Source organism: Acetobacterium wieringae, assembly GCF_026646375.1.
Taxonomy (GTDB): Bacteria; Bacillota; Clostridia; order Eubacteriales; family Eubacteriaceae; genus Acetobacterium; species Acetobacterium wieringae_A.
Genome location: NZ_JAIPPU010000012.1, coordinates 49,774 through 75,197, shown reverse-complemented (window position 1 = coordinate 75,197; position 25,424 = coordinate 49,774). Strand labels below are relative to the sequence as shown.

General features: G+C 37.3%; 21 protein-coding genes, 1 tRNA gene and 1 riboswitch. Of the genes, 21 read left to right on the top strand and 1 reads right to left on the bottom strand.

The annotated features are described in order from the left end of the window. Positions 1-4 precede the first annotated feature (4 nt). The 15 genes from hemZ to Q7P33_RS11845 all read left to right on the top strand — a co-directional run bounded on the left by hemZ (position 5) and on the right by Q7P33_RS11845 (position 17,604). Positions 5-1,468 carry a coproporphyrinogen dehydrogenase HemZ gene (gene hemZ / locus Q7P33_RS11910; protein ID WP_303870590.1) on the top strand — a complete coding sequence of 488 codons (1,464 nt, stop codon included), beginning with the start codon at positions 5-7 and terminating at the stop codon, positions 1,466-1,468. A 122-nt stretch (positions 1,469-1,590) separates the two neighbouring features. Further along, positions 1,591-1,687: riboswitch (cyclic di-GMP riboswitch) on the top strand. A gap of 68 nt (positions 1,688-1,755) precedes the next feature. After that, positions 1,756-3,075 carry a nucleotide sugar dehydrogenase gene (locus tag Q7P33_RS11905; protein WP_303870589.1) on the top strand — a complete coding sequence of 440 codons (1,320 nt, stop codon included), beginning with the start codon at positions 1,756-1,758 and terminating at the stop codon, positions 3,073-3,075. Between the two features lie 16 nt (positions 3,076-3,091). After that, on the top strand, positions 3,092-5,764 hold the full coding sequence (locus Q7P33_RS11900; RefSeq protein ID WP_303870587.1) for a polysaccharide deacetylase family protein: 2,673 nt from the start codon (positions 3,092-3,094) through the stop codon (positions 5,762-5,764). A gap of 53 nt (positions 5,765-5,817) precedes the next feature. Then, on the top strand, positions 5,818-7,698 hold the full coding sequence (locus Q7P33_RS11895) for a glycosyltransferase (RefSeq protein ID WP_303870585.1): 1,881 nt from the start codon (positions 5,818-5,820) through the stop codon (positions 7,696-7,698). Between the two features lie 31 nt (positions 7,699-7,729). Further along, positions 7,730-9,595, top strand: a complete 1,866-nt coding sequence (locus Q7P33_RS11890) for a glycoside hydrolase (RefSeq protein WP_303870583.1) — start codon at positions 7,730-7,732, stop codon at positions 9,593-9,595. Positions 9,596-9,610: 15 nt separating this feature from the next. After that, complete coding sequence (locus Q7P33_RS11885) at positions 9,611-10,669, top strand: glycosyl hydrolase family 18 protein (protein ID WP_303870581.1); 1,059 nt, start codon at positions 9,611-9,613, stop codon at positions 10,667-10,669. Positions 10,670-10,751: 82 nt separating this feature from the next. After that, on the top strand, positions 10,752-12,521 hold the full coding sequence (gene aspS, locus Q7P33_RS11880; RefSeq protein ID WP_303870579.1) for an aspartate--tRNA ligase: 1,770 nt from the start codon (positions 10,752-10,754) through the stop codon (positions 12,519-12,521). Next, complete coding sequence (locus tag Q7P33_RS11875; RefSeq protein ID WP_303870577.1) at positions 12,521-12,991, top strand: SoxR reducing system RseC family protein; 471 nt, start codon at positions 12,521-12,523, stop codon at positions 12,989-12,991. Before aspS ends, Q7P33_RS11875 begins: the two co-directional genes overlap by 1 nt. Positions 12,992-13,119: 128 nt before the next feature. Then, positions 13,120-13,196: transfer RNA gene (locus tag Q7P33_RS11870), tRNA-Pro, on the top strand. A gap of 142 nt (positions 13,197-13,338) precedes the next feature. Further along, positions 13,339-14,454, top strand: coding sequence for a hypothetical protein (locus Q7P33_RS11865; RefSeq protein ID WP_303870576.1), 1,116 nt, complete (start codon positions 13,339-13,341; stop codon positions 14,452-14,454). Positions 14,455-14,468: 14 nt separating this feature from the next. Continuing rightward, a complete protein-coding gene (locus tag Q7P33_RS11860) occupies positions 14,469-15,116 on the top strand; it encodes a YggS family pyridoxal phosphate-dependent enzyme (RefSeq protein ID WP_303870575.1) in 648 nt (215 codons plus the stop codon). Positions 15,117-15,126: 10 nt separating this feature from the next. Further along, complete coding sequence (locus tag Q7P33_RS11855) at positions 15,127-15,615, top strand: cell division protein SepF (RefSeq protein WP_303870574.1); 489 nt, start codon at positions 15,127-15,129, stop codon at positions 15,613-15,615. A gap of 6 nt (positions 15,616-15,621) precedes the next feature. Further along, on the top strand, positions 15,622-15,891 hold the full coding sequence (locus tag Q7P33_RS18050; RefSeq protein WP_369693299.1) for a YggT family protein: 270 nt from the start codon (positions 15,622-15,624) through the stop codon (positions 15,889-15,891). A 36-nt stretch (positions 15,892-15,927) separates the two neighbouring features. Then, positions 15,928-16,665, top strand: coding sequence for a YlmH/Sll1252 family protein (locus Q7P33_RS11850; RefSeq protein WP_303870572.1), 738 nt, complete (start codon positions 15,928-15,930; stop codon positions 16,663-16,665). Positions 16,666-16,680: 15 nt separating this feature from the next. Further along, positions 16,681-17,604: an RluA family pseudouridine synthase gene (locus Q7P33_RS11845; protein WP_303870570.1), complete on the top strand. Its 924-nt coding sequence runs from the start codon at positions 16,681-16,683 to the stop codon at positions 17,602-17,604. Here Q7P33_RS11845 and Q7P33_RS11840 read toward each other — a convergent pair. After that, entirely contained in the window at positions 17,601-19,370 is a 1,770-nt protein-coding gene (locus Q7P33_RS11840; protein ID WP_303870569.1) for an NFACT family protein, read from the bottom strand. The genes Q7P33_RS11845 and Q7P33_RS11840 overlap by 4 nt on opposite strands. A gap of 337 nt (positions 19,371-19,707) precedes the next feature. Between Q7P33_RS11840 and Q7P33_RS11835 the strand changes: the two genes are divergently transcribed. Genes Q7P33_RS11835 through fmt form a run of 6 tightly spaced genes read left to right on the top strand, consistent with a single transcriptional unit; the run spans position 19,708 to position 25,385 of the window. Continuing rightward, the gene (locus Q7P33_RS11835; RefSeq protein ID WP_303870567.1) at positions 19,708-20,586 is read left to right on the top strand and encodes a YicC/YloC family endoribonuclease; all 879 of its coding nucleotides are present in this window, start codon (positions 19,708-19,710) and stop codon (positions 20,584-20,586) included. A 17-nt stretch (positions 20,587-20,603) separates the two neighbouring features. Beyond that, a complete protein-coding gene (gene gmk, locus Q7P33_RS11830; RefSeq protein WP_303870565.1) occupies positions 20,604-21,275 on the top strand; it encodes a guanylate kinase in 672 nt (223 codons plus the stop codon). A gap of 2 nt (positions 21,276-21,277) precedes the next feature. Then, positions 21,278-21,571, top strand: coding sequence for a DNA-directed RNA polymerase subunit omega (rpoZ, locus tag Q7P33_RS11825; RefSeq protein WP_303870564.1), 294 nt, complete (start codon positions 21,278-21,280; stop codon positions 21,569-21,571). Positions 21,572-21,581: 10 nt separating this feature from the next. Further along, entirely contained in the window at positions 21,582-23,972 is a 2,391-nt protein-coding gene (priA, locus tag Q7P33_RS11820) for a primosomal protein N' (protein WP_303870563.1), read from the top strand. A 34-nt stretch (positions 23,973-24,006) separates the two neighbouring features. After that, the gene (gene def, locus Q7P33_RS11815) at positions 24,007-24,447 is read left to right on the top strand and encodes a peptide deformylase (RefSeq protein ID WP_303870561.1); all 441 of its coding nucleotides are present in this window, start codon (positions 24,007-24,009) and stop codon (positions 24,445-24,447) included. Then, positions 24,444-25,385: a methionyl-tRNA formyltransferase gene (gene fmt, locus Q7P33_RS11810; RefSeq protein ID WP_303870559.1), complete on the top strand. Its 942-nt coding sequence runs from the start codon at positions 24,444-24,446 to the stop codon at positions 25,383-25,385. Before def ends, fmt begins: the two co-directional genes overlap by 4 nt. Positions 25,386-25,424 lie beyond the last annotated feature (39 nt).

The window sequence follows — 25,424 nt, the reverse complement described above, 5'->3', positions numbered from 1 at the left end:
TTCAATGAGAGTACTTCGCTTTGATCTGGAACGGCCAGAATTAGAATATTATTTTCATGAATTATATCAGGCTTTCGATCCGGGAGTGAAAAATGTCTTGACAGGAAAAGCAGATGGTGTACTCGTTGAGAAAACCATTGGAATGCAAGTCGTGCTAACTTTGACATGGGAAGGTGGTAAATCATTAACTCGAACCTATCAATTAAATAACAGTGTCGAACCCCTTGAAAATAGCGTTTATAAGGGGTTTCTTTATGATTTTCTATCTGAATACTTTGAAAAAACGCTGCAGTGGGGAACATTAACCGGCATTAAACCAGTTAAAATGGTGCAGAAATATTACAAACAGGGTTGGACATCAACCCAAATTAGAAATAGATTCAGGGACTATTATCGTGTCAGCAATGATCGCACCGATCTTTTGCTTCAGATTGCAAAAACGCAAGACAGCTTCATTCACAGCGAACAGGTTAATGAGGCGAATCGTCGTATAAGCATATATGTAGGAATTCCTCTCTGTCCCTCTAAATGTGACTATTGTTCCTTTGTGTCCACGATTGTTGACAAAAAAGGTGAAAATTTACAGCGCTATTTTGATCATTTACTTATTGAGATTCAGAAAACTGGAGAAGTTTTAAAGGATTCCAATTTGCGAATTGACACCTTGTATATTGGTGGTGGTACGCCAACTGTGCTGAGTGCCAATCAATTGGAACGGCTGATGTCAGTGCTTGAGGATAGTTTTGATTTATCACAGCTTCGCGAATATACCCTGGAAGCAGGGCGACCCGAAACGATTAATCGGGAAAAGTTGGAAGTTGCACGCGCGCATGGAGTAGAACGGATTTGTCTAAATCCGCAGTCGATGAACCCGCAAACACTTTTTAGTATTGGAAGACCATGGGAAGAGGGACTTCTTGAACAACAGGTGAAATTAATTAAGTCGCTTGAGTTTAAAACCTTGAACATGGACTTGATTGTCGGATTGGGAAACGAAACACCAGATGATTTTTTACAATCCCTGGAAGCCGTAATCGCTCTTGATCCTCAAAACATTACAATTCACAGCCTGTCGATTAAGAAAGGTTCCCGATTAAAAGATAAAAATGGGATTGTTGTTAACGAAGGATATGGCGAAGACTTTTATCAGGCAGTAAAAAAACGCCTAGCTATGACAGGGTTCGATCCCTATTATTTGTATCGCCTAAAATATACCCGTGACAACAGCGAAAACATCGGCTATGCCAAGCCGGGACATGAAGGAATCTATAACATTCTGATGATGGCTGAATGTCAGTCTACGCTAGGTATTGGGGCCGGAGCAACAGGGAACCTTTATGATCCAGTGACCGATAATATCACAAAGGTTTTCACGGTAAAAGACGTGAAAACTTATAATGAACGGTTTGAGGAGATTGTGGAGAAAAAACTCTCAGAATACAAAAATTATATGTGTCTATTTTACTAGATTGAAATCTTCCGATGATTATGACTATAGAAAGATAAAATTCAACGTAAAATGCAACAATAATGTTGACAAAACTGATACAACTGTGTTAAAGTTTGAATGTATTTGAGACATCTAAATATAGACACTAAAGGCAAATTTGACGAAAGTTAGAGACGCAAAGCACAGAGTCTAAGGTAAGCATATTTTTGTGTATACTATGATCGTCTAGCTACCAGAGTTTTGGTAGCTTTTTTTTGTACTATATATTATTCCAAAAATGTTCTAATTTCAAAGTGAGGTTTAAAATGAGCTTATATGAAGATCTGTGTAGCAAAAAAGAGAAAGTGCTCGTTATCGGACTCGGTTATGTTGGAATACCACTAGCAATCGAATTCGCACAAAAGATAACGACAATCGGTTTTGACATTGATAAAAATAAAATTGAATTATACAAGCGGGGGATTGATTCAACTGATGAAGTTGGTAATGAAGCGATAAGTAAAACAAGCCTCATATTTACCGATGATGAAAAATCCATTGAAGAGGCAAGTTTTATCATAATTACCGTTCCTACGCCCATCTATCTTGACAAAAGACCAGATTTGAATCCCGTCATTGAAGCAAGTAAAATGGTAGGCAGACACATTAAAAAGGGATCTATAGTTGTATACGAATCAACGGTTTATCCAGGCGTGACTGAAGATATTTGCATTCCGATTTTATGCCAGGAATCGGGACTGACAATTGGAAAGGATTTTTTTGTTGGCTATTCGCCAGAACGGATTAATCCTGGAGATAAAGCCCACCGCGTCAAAAATATTCCTAAAATTGTTTCTGGAATCGATGCATATACGTGTCAAGAAATAGCGAAAGTATACAAGTTGGTCATTGAAGCAGATATTTTTGAGGCAGATTCGATTAAGGTTGCAGAAGCAGCGAAGATAGCGGAAAATGCGCAAAGAGACATTAACATCGCTTTTATGAACGAGTTGGCAATGATATTTGATCATATGAACATAAATACGAAGGAAGTCATAAATGCAATGAATACAAAGTGGAATGCATTGAATTTTCACCCAGGCCTCGTAGGCGGTCATTGCATCGGAGTAGATCCGTATTATTTTATTTATGAAGCTGAGAAATTGGGATATAGCTCTCAAATTATATCTGCAGGTCGTAAGATAAATGATGATATGAGTAAATTTCTGGTCGATATAATTATAAAACAATTAATCAGGGCGGATATAAACATCAAGACAGCAAGTGTTTATATTATGGGAATTACTTTTAAAGAAAATTGTAAAGATTTAAGAAATTCAAAAGTAATGGATATCGTCAATCAATTAAACGATTATAACATTAAACCACAAATCTGTGATCCGATTGCAGATGCAGCAGAAGTGTACAAAACTTTCAATCAGCAAATGGTTGAAATTGAAAAAGTTCACGAAGCTGATTGTATTATTTTTGCAGTCGCCCATGATCAGTTTAAAAAGCTCTCGTTAGTTGATGTCGGGAAAATGTATCAACATGTTAAAATGAAGCCGAAAGTAATTATTGATATAAAAAGTTTGTTTAATAAAAATGAGGCTGAATACCTTGGTTTTCAGTACTGGAATCTCTAAAATAGGAGTATCGGGCTTGAAAAAATTAAGAATTGCGGGTAATGGCATCAAAATTGTAGGATTAGCGCTTTTATTGATTATTTTGTTTACAACAATTTTTTATTTACTGTTTAGAAACTCAAATAATTTGATTGAAGAAATGATTGTTAACAAAATTCAGTATAATGCTTCGAAAGAAATTGATGAAGCATTGATCAAATTGAATACTGAAAAGAAAAAAGCCACTATTATTTCGGGGGTAGAAACAAATGAAAATATCATCGCATTAACATTTGACGGACTCACTGATCGCGAGACAATGAAAGAGATTTTCAAATTAATGAATGACAGTAGTTCAAAGGCAACTTTTTTTGTACCGGGTATTGAAGCGGCAGAAGACAGTGATACCGTAAAATTGATTACTGAAAATCATCAGAAATTTGGCAACTATACTTTATCTGCTTCTAAAGAAATTCTTAGTGATAGTCATGAAGAGCAAATTGAAGATTTGTGTAGAACAAATGTTATTTTAAAAACCATTTTGGGAATAAAACCGACTCTATTAAAATGTAATACTACAAACTATAATGATACAATTTTAGAATCAGCATATGCCAGTAATCTTAATCAGGTGGTAGCTGCAAATGAATATCTTAATTATCAGAGTTTTACGTCATATGAAATGACAAATAATTACATAAAGAACCTTAAAAAAGGTAGCATCGTGACCATTAAACTGGACGGTGTATTGGATGAAAATGAATACTCAGAAGCAAGTCAACCGCAACCTCCAGCTATCGATAAAACGTCAACCGATACTGGCATTCAATCTGAAGTTTTAATTGAAGAACAAAAATTGCTTCAGGTCATTGGGTGGGTTTTAAAAGCTTTAAACGAGAATAAGGTAAAAACAATCTATGTTGACGAACTCGGATTGGCTTCTATGGCTAATGGACAACCCCAGAATCAATTTTCGACGACTCAGGCGTCAGCTTTTATCGGAACAGCAATTGTAAAAAGTTCAAGCACTCTCATTTCGGACAATGGCAGTAAAATAGAAACAGAACCCATTGATTATCCTGATTTTCAAACCATGATTGAAGCTAATGATGGAAAAAAGGCCGACGTGGTCGATCACTTGTATACTTCAGAAAGAGGGGTTGTTTTTACTTTTAGAGGATTGAGTAATGATCTGGTGCTAGAAAAAGTGCTGGATCAGTTAGATATGATGGGCGATGTTAAGGCAACCTTCTTCGTTACTGCTGATGAAATTGAGAAATATCCGGAACGAGTCAGCAAAATAATAGAAAGAGGGCACGATGTCGGCAATGGCGGAGTTACTCAGGATTCACGTTTACAGAGTCTGACGACGGAAGAAATATGTAAAGAAATTTATAAATGTGACTTACTATTAAAAAGAATAGGTATCGAGACGAATAACTATATGCCGGGCTATGGCTACTCTGAAGGTAATATCAGAGAAGCTGTTTCCGCGATCAATGAAGGTGATAAAGAATTTAACTTGATTACTTATTCTGTATCGATGGTGAGAAACTCATTTGCGGGAATGAACTCACAGGAAATCCTTGAGTCATGTTTGCCTGTTCATGTCTATAAATCACTAAAACGTGGTGATATTGCCTATTTTCGTATGGATTCAACCGTTTTTGGTGAAAATGATGATATGATTCCTCAGCTGGTTGATCAGCTTGCAGCAAAATATGTCTTTAATGGGTACGTTGCGGTTTGTATCGAAAGTACTGAAGATGAGTCAATTTATGAAACAATTCAGATTCCGCTGGACTTTAAGATTTTGCCATTAACGCAGATGATCAATACATATGAAAATGCTGACTCCGGACAACTTGGTTTGTATGCGATTCAGGAACCGAGTGACGAAGTTGAAACAGACAAGGTCAGTCAAGAAATTGCAACAAAAATGATTTATTCTGATTACATTGGAAACCCAAGTGTGTCTGGTTCAAATCTCAAGGGATTCACCGATACAACTGGCATTGATATCAGTGGCAAAGTTGATACCGATGGAAAAAATGTTGTATTCCTGACATTTGATGACTGGGGAGGCGATCCAGTGGTGATGTCCATTCTGGATGTCCTGGAAAAACATCAGGTTGAGGCTTCGTTCTTTATTATTGCCAAAAATGTTGATGTTGATCAGGAACAATTACCAGAGGATGAACAAATAAGTCCCAATCCCAATCTACTTCGCGAAATGGCGCTTCGTGGACATGATATTGGCAGCCACAATTATTTCCACATGGAGATCGATATTGATGATGATAGCAACGAAAAGGAAGCGCTTCAGACGGAGTTAGTTAAAAGTAATCAGGCTTTATCCAGAATAGTCGGTGATGTTACCAAGGATGATTTATTCTTTAGACCGCCTACCCTAGCCGTTTCCAAAGCGGGGTTGCAAACAGTATTTGAATGTGGCTTTCAAAAGAGTATTAGCGGCGATTTCTCGGTTCACGACTATGATTGTACTAGTCCTGAAGAAGTATATAATACGCTGGTATATGGGAATGGAACCTATAATATCGAAGCTGGAAGCATTGCGGTGCTTCATATAAATGATCAGAGTGGTTTTACGGCAGAAGGACTTGACTTGTTTTTGACGGAAAATGAACAGAAGCCTGAGAATGAACGGTACACATTTGCTAAATTGAGTGATTACCTGAGTAATAAATAGGTGTATGTTTTACGGAAGTGCGTTAGAAAATAATCAGAAATGAGATTGTTTAAATGATTTTTCAAAAAAAAGACCAGAAGAAAAAACGTAACTATGTTGATATCTTGACCCATGAAAACGGCGATAGACGATTACTATCAAATGTACCTGATGTTGAAGCAGTTCGAAACAACGTTGATCGTCGAGGAGAAAAAATATTTGGCGACGGCAAGGATATTCAATTGCTTTATGAAGGGAAAAAAGGTGGTACTCGTTACCAGGTGGATTTTAAAGCGGTGTTGATTTGCGTTAAAAATAACCTCAAAAAAACTATTCACTGTCAGGTAAAAGACATTTCAACAACAGGCTTGTCGGTGTTACTTTCAACAGAAGAGAGTAAACTCATAAAGGAGGCTGAGTATTATTCTTTAAAGTTTGAGATTTTGCCTGGGTCAATGCCCGAAGGCTACGAAATGAAAGTAAATATCAAGGCGAAAACTGTTAGAAAGCGTGTGCTTGATCAAGAGAATGCTGTTCTATGCGGGATGGAATTTGAAATTACCCTTGCCGAATATGCCAGTAAAAAGAAAGATCGTTATTCATTAGTCGTTGCAAGTGCATTGTTGTTGACCGTGACTCTTATTATTGTATTGATGCGTGCGGAGAGTGTGATCTATTTTAAATTTAATAAATCACTGTATCTTTATAGCATCATCGCAGCCGTTTTTTTGCTAAGTCGATATTTTTTTGGGATATTATACAAGCAAGTCCCTATAAGTCCTGATTTTACACCCGGAGTCACCATAATTGTGCCTTGTTTCAATGAAGAGAAGTGGATTCAGAGATGTATATTGAGTTGTATTAATCAAGATTATCCAGCTGATAAACTTGAAGTAATTATTGTTGATGATTGCTCGAATGATCGATCAGTCGAAAAAATACATGAAATTGTTGAACTTTTATATCAGGAAGCAAATCGTTACAAAACGAAAGAACGTTTACAGTATGTTGTACAAAAAGAGAATAAGGGTAAAAGAGATGCGTTGGCCTTAGGCGCTGAACTAGCTCAACATGAATTGCTGGTTTTTGTTGATTCAGATAGCTTTCTTGAGCCGTTTGCAATACGGAATATCGTACAGCCCTTTCAAGATCCCAAGATGGGTGGTGTCGCAGGGAGAACCGATGTTGCCAATACTTTTACCAATGAGCTGACAAAAATGCAGGCAGTACGATATTATATTTCTTTCAGAATTATGAAAGCAGCAGAAGCGTATTTTGATGCGGTTACATGTTTGTCGGGTCCTTTATCCTGTTATCGAAAAAAGATCGTCCTAGATAATAAAGATGAATGGCTTAATCAGACTTTCTTTGGGCAGAAAGCGACTTTTGGAGATGACCGAAGCATGACAAATTTTGTATTACAGCATCATCGGACTGGTTATCAGGACAGTGCTGTTTGTTCTACGATTGTTCCGAATCAGTATAATGTTTTTCTCAAACAACAGATGCGTTGGAAACGGTCGTGGTTACGAGAGTCACTGATTGCGGGATCTTTTATCTGGAAAAAAGAGCCGTTTATGTCGGTATTCTTTTACATGGGTCTGATAGTACCCATTGCGGCACCTATCGTTGTTATTTATAACCTGATATATATACCCATCGTCTTACGGGTATTTCCGACAACATTTTTTGTGGGGCTATTGATGATGGCTATGCTTATGAGTCTGATGCAGTTGTTTATGAGAAAAAGTACGACGTGGATATTTGGCCTGTTATTCTGCCTGTATTATGAAGTTGTGTTACTTTGGCAGATGCCAATTGCCTGGGTTACATTCTGGAAATCGACTTGGGGAACACGAATGACTCCTCAAGATATTGAAGAACAGCGAAAAAAAGATGAACAAAGAGAAAAACGGGAAGCAAAAAAATTTACAGAAGAATTTTCTGATAATTAGTTAAACTTAAAGAAGATTGGTCAGGATCAAAATGAAAAATGATAAATTTTTGCAAAATAAGGATCGTAAAAAAATTCTGCGAAGTATTGTACAGATAATCGTACTAATCTCTGTGTTATTACTGATTGTTAACGCGACTTTTAATTTAAAAAAATACAATCAAAATCTGGCCAAACAAACAAATGTTGATAATGGCTTTATTGCCATTTCATATTTTGGAGTCGATCAGACCGGTGACGATACCTTAATTGGAACGGAACGACTAAATGAACAGCTTAGATCTCTTTATGAATCGGGTTATGTTACTATTACGCAACAGGACATTGTCGATTATTACGCTGGTGTTAAAGATTTGCCGGATAAATCGCTGTTTCTAATTTTTGAAGATGGTCGGCGGGACACGGCAATATTTGCACAGGAAATCATGGAGCGCTATAATTTTAAGGCAACAATGCTCACATATGCGGACAAATTTGATAAAAACGATCCTAAATTTCTATCACCGGAAGATTTAATCCAGTTAGAAAAGAGCACCTTTTGGGAACTGGGAACAAACGGTTATCGACTCGAATATATCAATGTTTTTGATCGCTATAAGAATTTTCTTGGGCACATTGATACACTGAAATTTGCAGGAGTTGCGAGCTATCTTGGCAGAGACTATAACCATTATTTGATGGACTATATTCGTGATGAATACGGAATCCCGACTGAATCATACGACGAGATGACCGTGCGAATTAATGAAGATTACGATTTAATGAAAGCTATTTATTCAGAAGAAATAAATAAGCTACCAAAACTTTATATCCTGATGCACTCAAATACTGGTCAGTTTGCAACCAATAATAAGGTCAGTGAAATCAATGAACAGCGGATTAAAGATTTATTCGAAATTAATTTTAATCGAGAGGGTAATGCGGAAAATAATCATAATTCAACCGTCTATGACCTGTCTCGACTCCAACCGCAATCTTACTGGTCAGCCAATCATCTTTTGATGAAAATTCAGGCCGATACCAACCAGAACGTCAAATTTGTTTCAGGTAATACTAAGCAGAAATCTAAATGGGAGACAATAACGGGGGAGAGTGAATTCAAAGGTGAGCAGATTATTCTCACTTCTTTACCAGAAGGAACCGGCTTAGTTCAGTTAAAAGATCATGTATCTTTGAAAAACTTTGATCTTTCAATGAGCTTGAAAGGGAATAAATACGGTGTTCAAAAGGCTTTGCTAAGGTCAGCTGCAGACATGAGTAACAATTTATCTGTAGAAGTTGCGAATAATCAAGTGATCGTAAAAGAAAAAGAAAATGGAGTTGAGGTCGTATTATCCGTTACAGATCTCAACTCAGTCGATGGATTCGAAGTCAAGTCAATTGATCAGGATAAAAAGAATGCCGAAATTGCAGAACTTAAAACCAATATTCAATATGCTAAGAGTATTGAGGAAGCCTCGATGCTGACAAATAGCTTAAACCAAAAGCTTCAGGAAGATGCTAAATCGATTGATGACGGTTCGCAGCTTTATGCACCTACGATTGACATCCGTGAAAGTGGGAATCGCTTTCTAGAGATTTCTTTATATGAAGACAGCCTGTCTATCAGGGTTGACAACAAACTGATCGTTGATCGATTAACGGTAAAGAATACTGCTGAAGGAGCAGTATTCCTGGAGTCGGCATGGGGAGGATATGGTTACAGCCAGAGAAATTTGACAGATGATGTTTATGACGGTGTGTTTGAAAAAATTGTTATCACCGAAAACAATTCGGTTTTTAGCGAAGAAAGTGGAACCGTCATCTATGATAATTGCCTACATGGCAGAGAACTATTTTTTTTCAGGATCAAAGAGATTTGGAAAAACACATTAAACTGGTTCATCAAAACACTTTAAATACAGGAGCTACTAGTGAATAGTCGATTTTATATCTTAATGGGAACAATTATTTTAATGCCGATACTCATTTTAGCGTGTAATAAGGCGGAAATTAATCCGGTTAAAGCACAGAAAGAGTTAACGACAGAAAATGAAAATAATCAGAATAATAACACTTTATTGGCATGGACTGTGTATTGGGACACTGAAGGTGGACGGGAAGAACTGTTAAACATCGAAAAGCTAAATGAAGTATCTTTTTTTGCAGCGTACTTTAATGAAGAAAATCAAATCATCATGCCATCGAAAATTGAAGAGTTGCACAAGCAGATGCTTTCAGATGCGAATTATGGTGAGCGTACCGAATATCTTACAATTGTCAATGATAAAGTATTTTCAAATGGCAGTTCTTCATTAAAGGACCAGGAATTACTGGAAGCCTTATTTCAAAACGAGATAGTCAGGAAAAAACATATTGATGAGTTGATCAGTTTGGCAAAATCTAATGGGTACGAAGGTTTAGAAATTGACTATGAACGGATTAGATCAAATGATGAGTTGTGGAATTTGTTTTTGACTTTTACTGAAGAACTATGGGCTGTTTGTGAAGTTGAAGAAATCAAACTGAGAATTGTCTTGGAACCATCAACACCCTTTGAAAAAATTGCGTTTCCTGAAGGTCCGGAATATGTAATGATGTGTTACAATTTATATGGATCTCATAGTGAACCGGGTCCGAAGGCAGATTATCAATTTCTTGAGCAGTTAATTAAGAAAATGGAAGACGTACCCGGTAAAAAGAGTTATGCACTGGCTACCGGTGGGTTTGATTGGCGTTCAGATGATGAAGTTACCGCATTAACAGAAAAACAGGCACTAACCTTACTTGTAGAATCAGGGAAAAGTGCAGAACGTGATGAAAAGAGTGGCAGTTTATATTTTAGTTATGAGGATCTAAACAAGGTTCAACATCAAATTTGGTTTGCTGATGCCACCACACTCAAAGGGTGGATTGACGTAATTAATGCAAGTGGTGAGGATAGTATATCAATCTGGAGATTAGGTGGAAATGTTAGTTTAGACTCTTTATGATAATTCTTGACATCTTCACAACTTCTTCATTATAATATAAAGGTTAAGAAGATAAATAATCACTAGATACATTGGAGGTAGAATGAATACTTTTTATAGAAATACCATGTGTGGGGAACTGACAGCAAAAAATGACGGGCAGGTTGTTGAACTGGCAGGCTGGGTCGATAATCGGAGAAACCTTGGCGGAGTTCTTTTTATTGATTTAAGAGATCGTTCAGGCAAGATCCAACTTGTGGTTAATGAAGAACGCCCGGAAGCATTTGAAATTGCCGAAAAAGTGAGAAATGAATATGTTTTGTCGATTAAAGGAACAGTTGTCTTAAGAAGCCTGGAAAATGTGAATCCGAACATTCCCACCGGTGAAATTGAAGTTGAGATCGATGAACTAAAAATTCTGGATTCATCTGAAACACCACCGATTTATATTGAGGATAATGACCAAACTAATGAAGCGGTGCGCTTAAAATACCGTTATCTGGATTTAAGAAAACCGAAATATCAAAGGATCTTAAGAATTCGACATCAAACGGCGGCTATTGCCAGAAACTTTTTAAATGAGCAAGGATTTCTGGAAGTTGAGACTCCAATGCTGGCAAAACCAACGCCAGAAGGTGCCAGAGATTTTCTGGTACCATCCCGGGTTCAAAAAGGTAAGTTTTTTGGTCTGCCCCAGTCACCGCAGTTGTATAAACAGATTTTAATGATTTCAGGAGTTGATCGCTATTATCAAGTCGCAAAATGTTTCAGAGATGAAGATTTAAGACAGGATCGTCAACCAGAGTTTACTCAAATCGATATGGAGATGTCGTTTATTGATAAAGATGACATCATCAAAATTAATGAAAACATGATTGCTAAAATCATGAAGGAAGTCAAAGGTGTTGATGTAAAAACACCAATGGTTCGAATGACCTATCAGGAAGCGATGGATCAATATGGTTCGGACAAACCAGATACCCGATTTGATTTGAAACTGATTGATTTATCTGATATTGTCGAAAACTCAGAATTTAAGGTCTTTTCTGGCGCTGTTAAAAAAGGTGGTAGTGTACGTGCTATTAATGCCAAAGGTGCACAGGACAAATTAAGCAAAAAAGCGATTAAAGGGTTGGAAAACTTTGCGAAAATTTACAAAGCGAAGGGGCTTGCCTGGATTGATGTTTCAGAAAATGAAATGAAATCGCCAATCCTGAAATTTATTTCAAAAGAAGAAAGAGAAGCGATCTTTAAAAAAACCGATGCGGAACCAGGTGATTTAGTTTTCATTATCGCCGATAGTGATGAAATAGTGTATAATGCTTTAGGTCAATTGCGATTGGAGTTGGCCCGTAAATTAGAATATGATTTAAAGGATCAGTACAATTTTCTGTGGGTAACAGATTTTCCATTACTTGAATATGATACCGAAGCCGGACGTTATTCAGCAAAACACCATCCATTTACCATGCCTTTAGAAGAGGATTTGCAATATCTGGAAACAGATCTGTCGAAAGTTCGAGCAGATGCTTATGATATGGTGGTTAACGGTGTCGAATTAGGTGGTGGTAGCATTCGTATTCATAACCAGGATATTCAGGAAAAAGTATTCACGGCGTTGGGCTTTACTCAGGAATCAGCATGGGAGCAATTTGGCTTTCTGCTGGAAGCCCTTAAATATGGAACACCACCACATGGCGGGCTGGCCTTTGGTTTAGATCGTCTGGTCATGCTATTGACTGACAATGATAATATCCGTGATGTTATTGCTTTCCCAAAAACTCAAAATCATGGTTGTTTGATGATGGATGCACCAGCAAGTGCGAGTCTCGATCAACTCATCGATTTGGGTATCTCTGTGGATGAATTGTAATGAAAGAAATAGGAACAATTAGATCACTTCGGGGAAATAATGCAGAAGTTGAAATAAAACGGAATTCAGCTTGTGGTGACTGTGGTGCCTGTCACATCAGCAAAGATCAGTCAGTAATGCTAACGACTGCCAAGAATTCAATCAAAGCCAAAATCGGTGAAACGGTAGAAGTTGAAATGCAATTTGCGAATGTCTTTGTTGCTGCATTTATCATGTATGGGATACCTCTCGTTGCTTTTATCTTAGGAAGCAGTATGACGTATTATTTGATCGGTAGCTTAAAATTGGGATGGGATCAGGTGTTGTCTTCGTTTTTTGTTGGAGTCTGTTTAACGGCTATTTCCTATTTGGTGATACGTCACGTTGATCGACGAGGCCGATTCAACAGTAAATATCAACCGATAATCGTTGCGGTTGTCGATAATGATGAGAAAATATCAACACCAATGGAAAAGCGAATGGGCAATTAATTATTATGAGGTATCTGTGTTTTTTAACGCAGATACCTTAAATTATGATGGATTTTTGTTGGTTTAAACAAATTAAATTAAAAAAAGCTTGATTAATCCCTTGTGATTCATTATAATGTATTTACTGTCTGGGTGTAGCGCAGCTTGGTAGCGCGCTTGACTGGGGGTCAAGAGGCCGGAGGTTCAAATCCTCTCACTCAGACCATTTTTTATTAAGGTGAAAATATGGGTCAAATTAAAAGAAAAAATAATAGACGAGTCAATTCTTTAAGAAAAATTGTTGTTGGCATCGTTTTTTTTTTATTGTAGCAATTATTATTATTTCCAGTTACCGGGGTAATATGAGCATGCTGCTCGAAAAAAAAGAGTATACTGAATCGTATAAAACTGAAATGTACTTTTTCAAAGACATTGATTATCGAGTGATCGATGATTTCCAGGCCAGTGATTTATCGCTGATGGAAGGGGAAAAAGCCAATGGTTACAAACCGTTGACAAATACACCGAAGGTTATAAATACTGAATATTTAAATCAACAAATTGCTGTGATTGACACGATCATTAAAGAAGAGTATTATAACAACTGGAACCGAATTGTGGGTGATATGGTTACGAATTATCAAGGTATTTCAAGCATTACCAACCAGATCGGGGAAACAGAGCGGGAACGAAAAAAGTTTTTGATTGAATCAGTGCAATACATGGGGCTAGATTTAGCAGCCCTTCAACAAAAACGACAAACACTGGTTGGCCTGCTTGGTGGTCAGCCGAGAAACATTGCCTTAAATGAGCTTGGACTGCTTTCAAGTGGCTATGTATATACATCGATACAACCAGTTGAAAAAGCTTTGAGTGAAAGTATGCTTCCCTATATTAACACCACTTTTTTAAAGACCGCCAGTAAAGTTGATCAACAATCCGAAGGGCTTTTAAAGGTTGTTAACAATGATCACATCTATGTCGCATTTTCCTTGCCGAGTGACATGGCCATTATGGGCGAAACTGAGGTTGAGGCATTAAAGACTGAATTAATGGGGACTGCAGATAGTGGGATTAATCAGGATTATTATGAGTTTTTAATCAAGCGAGTCGATCAGCTTTATTATTTTCCCAAATTGCGATTTAAATTTGATGATCAGGTATATTCTGGTTATTTTGTTGATGTAATTGATGAAGGCAGCCAGAAGATAGTTGTACTGATGCTCAAAGATTACGTCAATGATTTTGCAAAAGTTGTTATTGGTAAATCTGACATTTATATTCAGGACTACAGTGCCTATGAAATACCTAAAAGTGCAGTATACACAATTGGAGATGAGACTTTGATCGACACCGTAACAAAAGGTTATTTTAGTGATTCGTTTCCGGTTGTTGTGGAAAAATATAATAATGGCGATGCTGTTTTAAAAGCAGATGAGAACCCGAATTTAAGCAGTGGTATGCGGATTAGTATTTATCCTTAAGGATGTGAAGCAAAGTGATTTCAGAAAATATAAAACGAATCAAATCAGAAATACCTGAAGATGTTACGCTTGTTGCGGTGACAAAATATCAAAGTCTGGAAGCAACACAAGCGGTCTTAGAAGCTGGCGTTTTTGACCTTGGCGAAAGTAAGGTTCAGGATTTTCTTAAGAAATACGAGGTTCTGGGTGATCAGCCTCGGTGGCATTTTATCGGACATTTACAAAAGAATAAGGTAAAATACTTAATTGGTAAAACCTTTCTGATTCATTCAGTCGATTCAATCGAGTTGATGGACGTTATTGAAAAGGAAGGAAAAAAACAGGGAGTAGTTACCGATGTTTTACTCCAGTTAAATTTAGCGCGAGAAGACAGTAAATCTGGAATTCTTGAAGAAGATCTGAAAACGGTAATGAATGAGTTGGCCGGATATCAGTTTGTACGGGTTAAAGGTTTGATGGCGATTGGTCCGTTAACCCAAAATAATGACAAAATACGTGAGATTTTTGTGGATTTAAAAAAAATTTATGATAGAATAAAAGAGGAATCTGTGGGTGAGGTTGTTCAAATGAATTATCTTTCCATGGGTATGACTGATGATTATACCATTGCAATAGAAGAGGGCTCCAATATGATTAGAGTTGGACGCAAAATATTTAGTTAGGAGAGATACAATGGCAGCAGAAAAATTTAAGGATAAAATTATTAAGGTTTTTGGTATGGAAGTAGATAATGAGGATGGTTACGACGAAATTTACGAGGAAGATGTATATGATGACGACGTTGAAGATACAAAAAGTGCCTTTTCAGCGCCTAAAGCAAAAAAAACAACAACGTCAAGACGAAGTGAACTATCCCTTGATGACGGTCCAGAAGTCTTAGTGTTGGAACCTGAAGTTTTTAAAGATGCACCAAGTATCTGTAATAAAATAAGAAATAACAAAACAGTAGTATTGAATTTAAAAAACACTGATTATGAAAATGGTCGTAAGATTTTTGATTTTTTAAGTGGTGCATTATTTGCACTCGATGGTTCTATTAACAAAATTGCAGACAATGTATTTATTTTAGCTCCAAAAGCAGTGGCGGTGTTGACTAATCCACAGCATGATGATTTGGATTTCAATGCGCCGATTTTAGAGTGGGATGAGGACATGGAATAGATCGTTATGATCCAGGGAATTCTCATTCAAGCCGGTAATCTATTATTTGAATTGATCACACTATTAATTTTTATCAACATTATATTTAGTTGGGTGAGACCCAATCCAGATAATATTTTTGTAAAGACGATTTATGGTTTAACAGAGCCCATTTTATCACCATTGCGTCGATTTACAATCATTGGACCACTGGATTTATCTGCTTTTGCGGCAATACTATTAATGCAGATAGTATTGTTTCCACTTTATAAAATGATTGTCATGTTAATATTCTAGAGTTATATTCAGGTAATAAGGTTAAGGGGACGTCTAATGACAGAAAAAAAAGAAAGTTTTTTATTATCACGTATTGCTGATGCGTGTTGTAAAAATTTCGAACCCCGATTCTTTGATTTTTATGATGAAGTGTTTCAACAAAAAATAGCGGACACCATTAAGCATAATGGTGTCCCTTATCTATTTTTTGGAGGACACCCGGATGCTGAGCGCAAAATGTTATGCATTTATCCGGATTATCTATCTTCAGAGGATCTGGAATGGCCTATCTTCGCCATTGAATTCGAAGAAGTGATACCAATTGATCACCGCAATGTCTTGGGGGAACTCATGCATTTGGGAATAACCAGGGAAAGTATTGGTGATATTGATGTTGGTGAGAAAAAAACACAAATTATTTTGCATCAGCGACTACAGGAGTTCATGTGGATCAATTTCAATCAGATTAAAGGACGTAAGATACGAACGAAAATAAAGACTGGTGAGCAAATCGAAAGCTTTGAAAAGAACTACAAACGCATATCTGTGGTGGTTGCATCGAACCGAATGGATGGGATTATTAATAAAATATGGGGTTTTTCCAGACAGAATAGTCTTGTTTTAATCAAACAGGGTAAGCTGCGTGTGAACTACGTGGAGATCTATAAAAATGATTTTCGGCTAAAATCTGGTGATGTTCTGTCGCTAAGAGGTAAAGGAAAGGCTAAAATCATCAGTATGGATGAGCGGACAAAAAAAGGTAATATCCGTTTAGAAGTGGATCGATATATATAAATTGTGGAGGGTATTATGACAAAAGAACATAATGAGTATATTGTGCCAGAAGAAACCGATCAGCGACTGGATTATTTTTGTTGTACGTTGTCCAGTGATTATTCAAGAGAATATATTAAACGATTGATTACGGCAGGGGATGTTTTGGTCAATGGGCAAAAAAAGAAAGCCAGCTATCATGTTAAAGCAGGTGAGATCATCACCTTGATGATTCCCGAGCCAGTTGGCTGTCATATGCAAGCAGAAGATATTCCGCTTGCCATTATCTATGAAGATGAGGATGTATTGGTAGTAAATAAGCCCCAGGGGATGGTTGTTCACCCAGCCCCTGGCAATAGTAGCGGTACGCTAGTAAATGGATTGTTATTTCATACTGAAAATTTATCAAAGATTAACGGGGTGATGCGTCCGGGAATCGTTCACCGGATTGACAAAGATACATCTGGGCTATTGATGATTGCGAAAAATAATGAGACACATCGAAATTTATCTGAACAACTCAAGGAGCATACTATTCTCAGACGATATTATGGTCTGGTTAAAGGAAATGTCAAACCTGATCGAGGAACGGTGGATATGCCCATAGGCAGACATGAGCAACTTCGCATAAAAATGGCGGTAGTGGAAAAAAATTCGAAGAATGCGATTACTCATTTTGAAGTGATAAAACGCTATGCCCAGTACACCCTTCTCCGTTTTGAACTGGAAACCGGGCGAACACACCAAATTCGGGTGCACATGGAAAAAATTGGTCATCCATTGGCGGGAGATCCATTGTATGGGAAAGGAGACAAAAATAATCCGTTTAAAACTGAAGGGCAATGTCTCCACGCCCATACATTAGGTTTTATACATCCGAAAACGAATGAACGCTTGGTTTTCAGTGCACCAGTTCCGCCAGCGTTTAAAGAAATCCTAAAAAAGCTGAAACAGGTTTAATCGGCATCAGTGATGACTTCCATCGACTCAACGCCATCCTGAGTGGGGGTTACATACATGGTATTTTGATTGGTAAAAATAACCATACCCGGTTTTGCCTTACTGGGCTTTTTTAGGTATTTAAATTCAAGATAATCAACAGGAACATTACTTGAACCTCTTGATTTACTATACCAGGCAGCCAAATTACCAGCTTCAAGTAACGTTTTCTCAGTGATGAAGCGGCCACCAGCAACAATCAGTACATGGGAACCAGGGGCATCTTTGACATGGAGCCAGCAGTCTTCACTTTTCCCCATTTTAGTGGATATGAAGTCATTCTGATAATTATTCTTGCCGACAAAAATATGGAAACCTTCAGATGAAAGATAGTGTAAGGGTTTAGAAGGTAGCTGTTTCTTTTTATCTTCTTTGGAGATCGCTTTCTTATTAAATTCAGAGTGGAGAAATTCATGACGGATTTCATCCAATTCAGCTAATTCAGTAGACTGATCCAAACTGTTAACGAGGCTTTCTAAATAGTAGATTTTTTCTTCTGTTTCCAGTATATAGCTGGCCAAATGTTTAAGTGCTGTTTTACTTTTATTGTATTTTTTATAGTAGTGTTGGGCATTCTGCGCGGGTGTACGATTGACTTTCAAGGGAATATCAATGGTCTGACAGTCAGGATCGTAGTAGTTGACGAGGGATGCTACTTCCTGGCCTTTTTCGATGGCATAAATATTGGCGGTGATCAAATCGCCATATAGTTTGAATTTTTCGTTTTTATGAGATGCATCAACATCTTGTTGAAGGTTGTCAAGCTTTTTAATGTTTTTTCTAACCAGAATATCCAGTTGCTGGCGTAGATTGGCTGCCCGGGTTTTAAAGCGGAGGGCTTTGTCCCGCATAAAATAATATGCTTCGAGCATCTCTGAAATGGACGGATATGCTTCGTAGCGATGCTCAGATCGTAGATAGTGAAGGTCAACAGTTGAAAAATCCACCATTTTACGTCCAAGGTAAATAATGACTGATTCAGATTTTTGTCCGATCTCCTTGATGATTTGAGTGAACGCTTCACACAGAAATTGCTTTTGTTTTTTGGAGAGATCAGACACACTGGCTTGAGGATCAATACCGCTTCTGAAAGCAATTTCTCGACTAATGTTGGGGCTGATGCCAAGTAAAGCCTGAACAAAGAATTTTTCCACTGAAGAATCACTATAATTGCTCATCAATTCAATCAAATGGTTTGCGTCAAGATTAAAAAAGTTGAGACGGTTATTTTCAGGAGGGGAAACGTAATCACGACCAGGAAGAATTTGGCGGTAGCGACTGGAAGTTGAACCGACTTTTTTTAATGAATCCAGAATCTTCATCGATTCATCAACCAGGATAATATTACTGTTTCGTCCCATTATTTCAACAAGAAGTTTGCGAATAACAATTTCATTAAAATCATTTTTTGATGTGACTGAAATTTCCATGATTCGGTCAGTTTCATGTTGTGTTATATCAATAATCGTCCCATTGAGAAGATATTTTCTTAATACCATGCAGAAACTGGGCGCTGCACTTGGATTTTCTTTAATCTTTTCAGTCATGTATACTCGCGGGTTGCTCGCATTTGCAGAAAGTAAGAGATGTTTTTTTTGATTTCCCAGGTTGACTAAAAGTCGAATTTCATCAATTTCGGGTTGGTAGATTTTTCGTATACGACCTCCAATTAAGAGGGGTTTAAATTCTTTGATTAAGTGATATAGGGTAACGCCATCATAAGCCATAAAATGCTCCTTTCAAATCGTCAGTTCAATATAATATGATTTTATCATGTTCTTCAAGGATGATAAAGGTTTTTGAAAAACTATGACCAAGAAATTATTAAGATAAGTAGTAATAATATCAATAAAGTGTTTAATAAGTAGGGACTCGTTGACTTTTTTATCAAAATTCGATATAGTGTATAAATTAGGTAACTATGAGTCGTGCTCCAAAATGTGATAGTATCTAATAATCTTGCAGGATCAAATGAAAACCAATTACAAAAAGTTGTGGCCTGGCATTTCGATTAACTGTCATGTGAAATTTGCCGGGTGGATTAAATGGAAATGGAGAAACATCATGAAAAGTATGACGGGCTTTGGGCGGAAAGATTATCGCGATGAGGAAATCGATTGTTCAATAGAGATCAAAACAATTAACCATCGCTTTAGAGATTTTTTTATAAAAATTCCAAAAACCCTCAATCCAATCGAAGAAAAAATCAGAAATACTGTTTCACAAAGCATTGCAAGAGGGCGAATTGAGATATTTATAAAATATTCGGAATTGGGCACAAAAAATCGTCGGATCGTTTTCAATCGCGATTTAGCCCAAAACTATATTTCGGTACTTAATGAAATTCGCAGACTTGATTCAATGATTGGGGATGATCTGAGTTTGTCTTTGATTTCAAAGTTTCCGGATGTCATTATGGTTGAAGAAGACATTGATGATTATGAAAGTATCTGGGCAAAAATCCAACCGGTTTTAGCAAAAACATTGGAAGAAGTTGAAGCTAGCCGAAAACGTGAAGGGAATGCATTAAAAGTCGATGTAGTCAACCGTTGCTGTATTGTTCGAAATTATGTCGAAAGTATTCGAGAAAAAAGTCCGGATATGCTGGAACGATATAAAAATGAACTTCGAGAGAAAATTTCCGCCTATGTTGAGTCGGTGGAAATAGATGAAAAACGTTTATTGACTGAGGTCGCTCTAATGACGGATAAATTGAATATTGATGAGGAGTTAACCCGACTGCAAAGCCATCTAGATCGATTAGAAGGAATGGTTGAAGAAACCGAACCGGTAGGTAGAAAACTGGATTTTTTGATTCAGGAAGTAAATCGGGAAATCAATACCATTGGTTCAAAAGCCAGCGACTTAGCCATTGCTAATATTGTAGTTGATGTTAAGAGCGAGATTGAAAAAATAAGAGAACAAATACAAAATATTGAGTAGGGGTGTTAAATAAATCTATGAGTGATTGTCCAGTAATAAACAAAGAATTAAAAGAAAAACAATTAAACGAGCCGTTTTTCGAGCGAGAAAAAGGGATTCTCATTGTTATATCAGGACCATCCTGTGCCGGCAAGGGAAGTGTTTGTAAAATTATTTGTCGAAAAAACCCGGATCTTCGACTGTCAATTTCTGAAACAACGCGTCAGCCCAGAAATAATGAGAAGCATGGGCGGGAGTACTTTTATATCTCCAAAGAAAGCTTTGAAGAAAGAATAAAAAAGGGACAATACCTTGAATATGCAACAGTTTATGAAAACTACTATGGAACACCAAAAGACTACGTAGAAAACTTATTGGAATCCGGCTTTGATGTTATTCTGGAAATTGATATTCAGGGTGCTGCAAAGGTGCGAACCAACTATAAAGAAGGAATTTATATTTTTATCGTACCGCCATCCATGCAAGAACTTAGACGTCGCATCGAAGAACGGGGAACAGAAAGCAAAGAACAAATGGAAATGCGTTTGAATTGTGCATATGAAGAAATGAAAAATGCGGATGACTATAGTTATATTGTCATAAATGATGATTTAAATGACGCCGCTCAGCGGGTGCAAAGTATTATTACGGCTGAAAAATGCCGAACGGAACGATTAAAAAATAAAATTGAAGATATACTTGGGAGGTAACAATGCGATATCCAGCATTAAATGATTTGATTAGCAAGGCAGAAAATAAATATTCTCTGGTTTTGGCAACGGCAAAAAGAGCAAGAGAAATTGTGGATGGAGACGAACCACTGGTAAAAATTAAAATTGATAATCCGGTAACAATTGCGACAAACGAAATTGCAGAAGAAATGATCCACTGTGTACATAAGATTGCCGAACCTGATTCTATGCAACATTTTGAGATGACTAACGAAGCACATTCAACTTTATTAAAAAGTGGCGAAACGGAAGAGATGCCAACAATGATCGAATAGGATTCCAACTGTGAAAATAGCCGAAATTTTTTTAAATCAGACAAACAAACGACTCGATCATTCTTATGACTATTGTATTGCAGATCATATGGAATCAGTTACACAGGTAGGGATTCGGGTGGTTGTTCAGTTTGGTATCGGAAATCGGCGGGTTGAAGGTTTTATCACAAAAATCAAAGAAACAACAGATTACTCCGGAAAAATCAAAGAAATTATAGAAAATATTGACATGGAGCCAATATTAAATAGAGAACAAATAGAATTGTGTCTTTGGATGAAGACTGTCTATTGTTCTTTATTTTATGAGGCCCTTTCGTATTTTACGATGGCAGTTCAGATCAAGCAAGAAATAAATTACTACCGGAATGATGAAAAACTTGACTTGGATTTGAAGCAAAACTGGTTTATTGAGCATTATTTTGACGATGCGAATGAAGTCCTCCCATTAAAGAAAGTTAAGCCTGAAGATCGCATTATTTTAGCAGAATTGCTTAAAAAAAGGGTTGTGTATGCAAAAAAAAGTTGGAAACTAATAACTGACCCAGAGAGCAAAGAAACGTCAATCCAATCAAGCTATCATCTTACTGTCCTGGGGCGGGAGGCTTTCAAGCAGGATAAACGAATTGGAAAAAAGCAGCGCGAGTTAATGGCGTGCTTGCTCCGTAGCGATATGATGGATGCGGATTTAAAAATAATTGCAGCCCAATATAAAAAAAGTCTCGATCCTTTAATAAAGAAAGGATTTGTTCATGTTAATAAGATTTCGTCACAAACGAAACCGTGTAATCTGCGTGATGTATCACATGAAAATCAGTCAGTTATCTTAACACAGAGTGAACAGAACAATTACAACCAATACCAGAGATTAACAAAACAAACTTCCGGGGTTTTTTTTCATATTTTTGACGCAGTAAGTAAATATCGTTTGTTTTTCAAGGCAATCGAAGACCAATTAAAAGCGAATCGATCATCGGTTGTCATCTTTCCAGAAATCAATATGACATTTCAAAGAATGGAAATGTTTTACAAATACTTTGGAAACAAGGTTGGCGTTTTTCACGGGCAGCTCAGCCCGAAGCAACGAAATGAATTGTATCTGCGGATTCGATCAGGGGAAATAAAGGTGATAATTGGCGTTCGTTCAGCGTTGTTTTTGCCGTTTGTTAATCCCGGGTTGATCATTATTGACGATGAGCATGATTCGTCCCATAATAGCATTTCAATGCCTCAATTTCATATCACTGATATTGTGAGAAAAGCCAGCGAAATAATGGGGGCATTTTATATTATTGCAGATAACATCCCGAGGGTCTCCACGTGGTATCTCATTGAAAAAAATGAGCTGCCAGTCATTGAAATTGGCGAAGAGCCACAATTTCGTCATGCCATTGAAATCATTGATATGCAAAAAGAAATGCGCCAGGGCAATCTGGGAATATTGAGCAGGAAGCTGCTTCAATATCTCCAGTCGGGCATTGAACAAAAAAGAATGAGTGTACTGTTTATCAATAATATAGGCTATGCAAACAGTATTCTATGCAGAGAATGCGGTCACGTTGAAAAATGCCCTCATTGTGGTGTTTCGCTAAAGTATTTTAATCATGATCATTCTCTTTTTTGTCATTACTGTGGTTATAAAAAGGCTGTTCCCATACAATGTCCGGAATGTGGCAGTGACAAAATCAGACATATGGGCTATGGCATCGATCAATTGGAAGAGTATCTTAAAAAGGTGTTTTCAGGTGTCCGTATTGCTACCGTACAAGGAAATATGAAACGATCTGACATAAAAAGAATTAATAAGAACATTGCCAGTAGTGAATATGATATATTAATCGGAACCCAGGTAATTAATAAACATTTTAATTTATCCGATGTAAGCGTTGCAGCGGCCGTTCTTATTGATCGAGACCTTAATCAGGGGAACTATCAGGCTTCGGAGAATGTCTACCAGATGTATAGTCGATTTTTTGCTAAAGCCATGGATAGCGCAACAATAGGCGTGATACAGACTAACGAACCAGAAAATGATGCTATTTATTCGATTAAAAATGAGAATTATCTGGAGTTTTATCGTAGTGAGATTCGTTACCGTAAATTAATGAATTATCCGCCGATTGTTAATATGATCAGTTTGAGTGTCTTTCATAAGAAGGAAAGTGAGGCAGAGAATGACTCAATTCGGCTCTATGTTTCTATCAAGGAAGAATTAAAAGCATTTGGAATGGGACATATTGTCTATAAACCGGTGCGAATTGGTGTGACTAGAGGTGGTAACATCACCTACCAAATTGTTATAAAAACGACTAAACAAAGTGTATTTCAGAATTTAATGTCAAAAATTATCAGACTTGGTATAATAGAAGCACTTAAATCAAAAGTTTCTATTCAGATTAACTAATTATTATTGTAAAAACATGTATCAGGAGGAAGAAATGGCAATTCGACAAATCAGGATCGATGATGATCCAATTCTCAGAAAGAAATCTCGAGTGATTGAGGAAATAGATGAAAAAATAAAAGTTTTAAATGATGACATGGTGGAAACCATGAATAAGGCAGAGGGGGTTGGTTTAGCTGCACCTCAGGTCGGCATTTTAAAACGTTTGTTTATTGTTGATGTTGGTGATGGACCGATGACATTTATCAATCCAACCATCATTTCTACTGAAGGTGTAGCAGAGGACGAAGAGGCATGTCTCAGTCTTCCGGAACAATCGGGCTTGGTAAAACGACCGGAATCACTGGTCGTGGAAGCGACCGATTTGGATGGCAAAGTTTTTCAGCTATTTTGTTCGGATTTGCTGGCACGGGCTGTTTGCCATGAACTCGATCACCTTGATGGGATCTTATTTACTGATCGTGTCGAAAAATGAAAACTATCAAAGTGATATTTATGGGCACTACAGATTTTGGTGTTCCAGCCCTGGAAAACCTCGTAGCTGCCGGGTATGATGTTCAAGCTGTTGTCTGCCAACCGGATCGACCAAATAAAAGGGGAAAAAAGGTTGAGATATTACCTTTGAAAGCCAAGGCACTAGAGCTTGGTATTACCGTTCTACAGCCCGAAAAAATCAGGGATCCTCAATTTGTCGAAGTATTAAAGAGCTTTGAATCGGATATTTTCGTCGTTGCTGCATATGGACAGATACTTTCCAGAGAAATTTTAGAATTGCCGCGCTTCGGGGCTTTAAATATTCATGGTTCTCTTTTGCCGGAATATCGGGGTGCGGCACCAATTCAACGTGCGATTATTGATGGAAAGAAAAAAACGGGTGTCACCATCATGCTGATGAGTGAAGGGATGGACACGGGTGATATGCTGTCGAAAGCAGAATATCCGATTACTAAATCAACCATCTTTGCGGATCTTTATCGGAGTTTATCACTTTTGGGAGGTCGTTTATTAATTGAAACTATGGAAAAGTTTCTGTCGGGAGCATTAAAACCGGTTCCGCAAGATAATTCAGCCGCTACCTATGCCGATAAGATTCTTAAAGATACTGGCTATATCAACTGGTGCAAAACCAGCTGTGAAATAGTGTATTTAATGAATGGTACTGATCCTGCGCCAGGAGCGTATACAGTATATGATAATGAGAAAATCAAGTGTTTTTCTCCGGAGATTGTAAACTGGGTAGGTCGCGAAAAACCTGGTACTATTCTTGTTGCTGACGATCGAGAGGGTCTTGTCATTAAAACCCAAGACGGTGCATTACGAATTGGATCAATTCAGGCGCCAGGAAAAAAGCGATTGGAAGCCACTGTTTTTTTGCGTGGAAAAAAAATGGTAATTGGAACTATTTTAAACTAGTCTAAGCAGTTCTTTAGGAAATTATGCTAGTATTAAAAA

Excerpts from the sequence above, each read along its gene's own strand:
- hemZ (WP_303870590.1), top strand. The coding sequence starts at position 5 with ATGAGAGTACTTCGCTTTGATCTGGAACGGCCAGAATTAGAATATTAT.
- Q7P33_RS11905 (WP_303870589.1), top strand. The coding sequence starts at position 1,756 with ATGAGCTTATATGAAGATCTGTGTAGCAAAAAAGAGAAAGTGCTCGTT.
- Q7P33_RS11895 (WP_303870585.1), top strand. The coding sequence starts at position 5,818 with ATGATTTTTCAAAAAAAAGACCAGAAGAAAAAACGTAACTATGTTGAT.
- Q7P33_RS11890 (WP_303870583.1), top strand. The coding sequence starts at position 7,730 with ATGAAAAATGATAAATTTTTGCAAAATAAGGATCGTAAAAAAATTCTG.
- aspS (WP_303870579.1), top strand. The coding sequence starts at position 10,752 with ATGAATACTTTTTATAGAAATACCATGTGTGGGGAACTGACAGCAAAA.
- Q7P33_RS11875 (WP_303870577.1), top strand. The coding sequence starts at position 12,521 with ATGAAAGAAATAGGAACAATTAGATCACTTCGGGGAAATAATGCAGAA.
- Q7P33_RS11865 (WP_303870576.1), top strand. The coding sequence starts at position 13,339 with ATGCTGCTCGAAAAAAAAGAGTATACTGAATCGTATAAAACTGAAATG.
- Q7P33_RS11855 (WP_303870574.1), top strand. The coding sequence starts at position 15,127 with ATGGCAGCAGAAAAATTTAAGGATAAAATTATTAAGGTTTTTGGTATG.
- Q7P33_RS18050 (WP_369693299.1), top strand. The coding sequence starts at position 15,622 with ATGATCCAGGGAATTCTCATTCAAGCCGGTAATCTATTATTTGAATTG.
- Q7P33_RS11850 (WP_303870572.1), top strand. The coding sequence starts at position 15,928 with ATGACAGAAAAAAAAGAAAGTTTTTTATTATCACGTATTGCTGATGCG.
- Q7P33_RS11845 (WP_303870570.1), top strand. The coding sequence starts at position 16,681 with ATGACAAAAGAACATAATGAGTATATTGTGCCAGAAGAAACCGATCAG.
- Q7P33_RS11840 (WP_303870569.1), bottom strand. The coding sequence starts at position 19,370 with ATGGCTTATGATGGCGTTACCCTATATCACTTAATCAAAGAATTTAAA.
- Q7P33_RS11835 (WP_303870567.1), top strand. The coding sequence starts at position 19,708 with ATGAAAAGTATGACGGGCTTTGGGCGGAAAGATTATCGCGATGAGGAA.
- gmk (WP_303870565.1), top strand. The coding sequence starts at position 20,604 with ATGAGTGATTGTCCAGTAATAAACAAAGAATTAAAAGAAAAACAATTA.
- rpoZ (WP_303870564.1), top strand. The coding sequence starts at position 21,278 with ATGCGATATCCAGCATTAAATGATTTGATTAGCAAGGCAGAAAATAAA.
- def (WP_303870561.1), top strand. The coding sequence starts at position 24,007 with ATGGCAATTCGACAAATCAGGATCGATGATGATCCAATTCTCAGAAAG.
- fmt (WP_303870559.1), top strand. The coding sequence starts at position 24,444 with ATGAAAACTATCAAAGTGATATTTATGGGCACTACAGATTTTGGTGTT.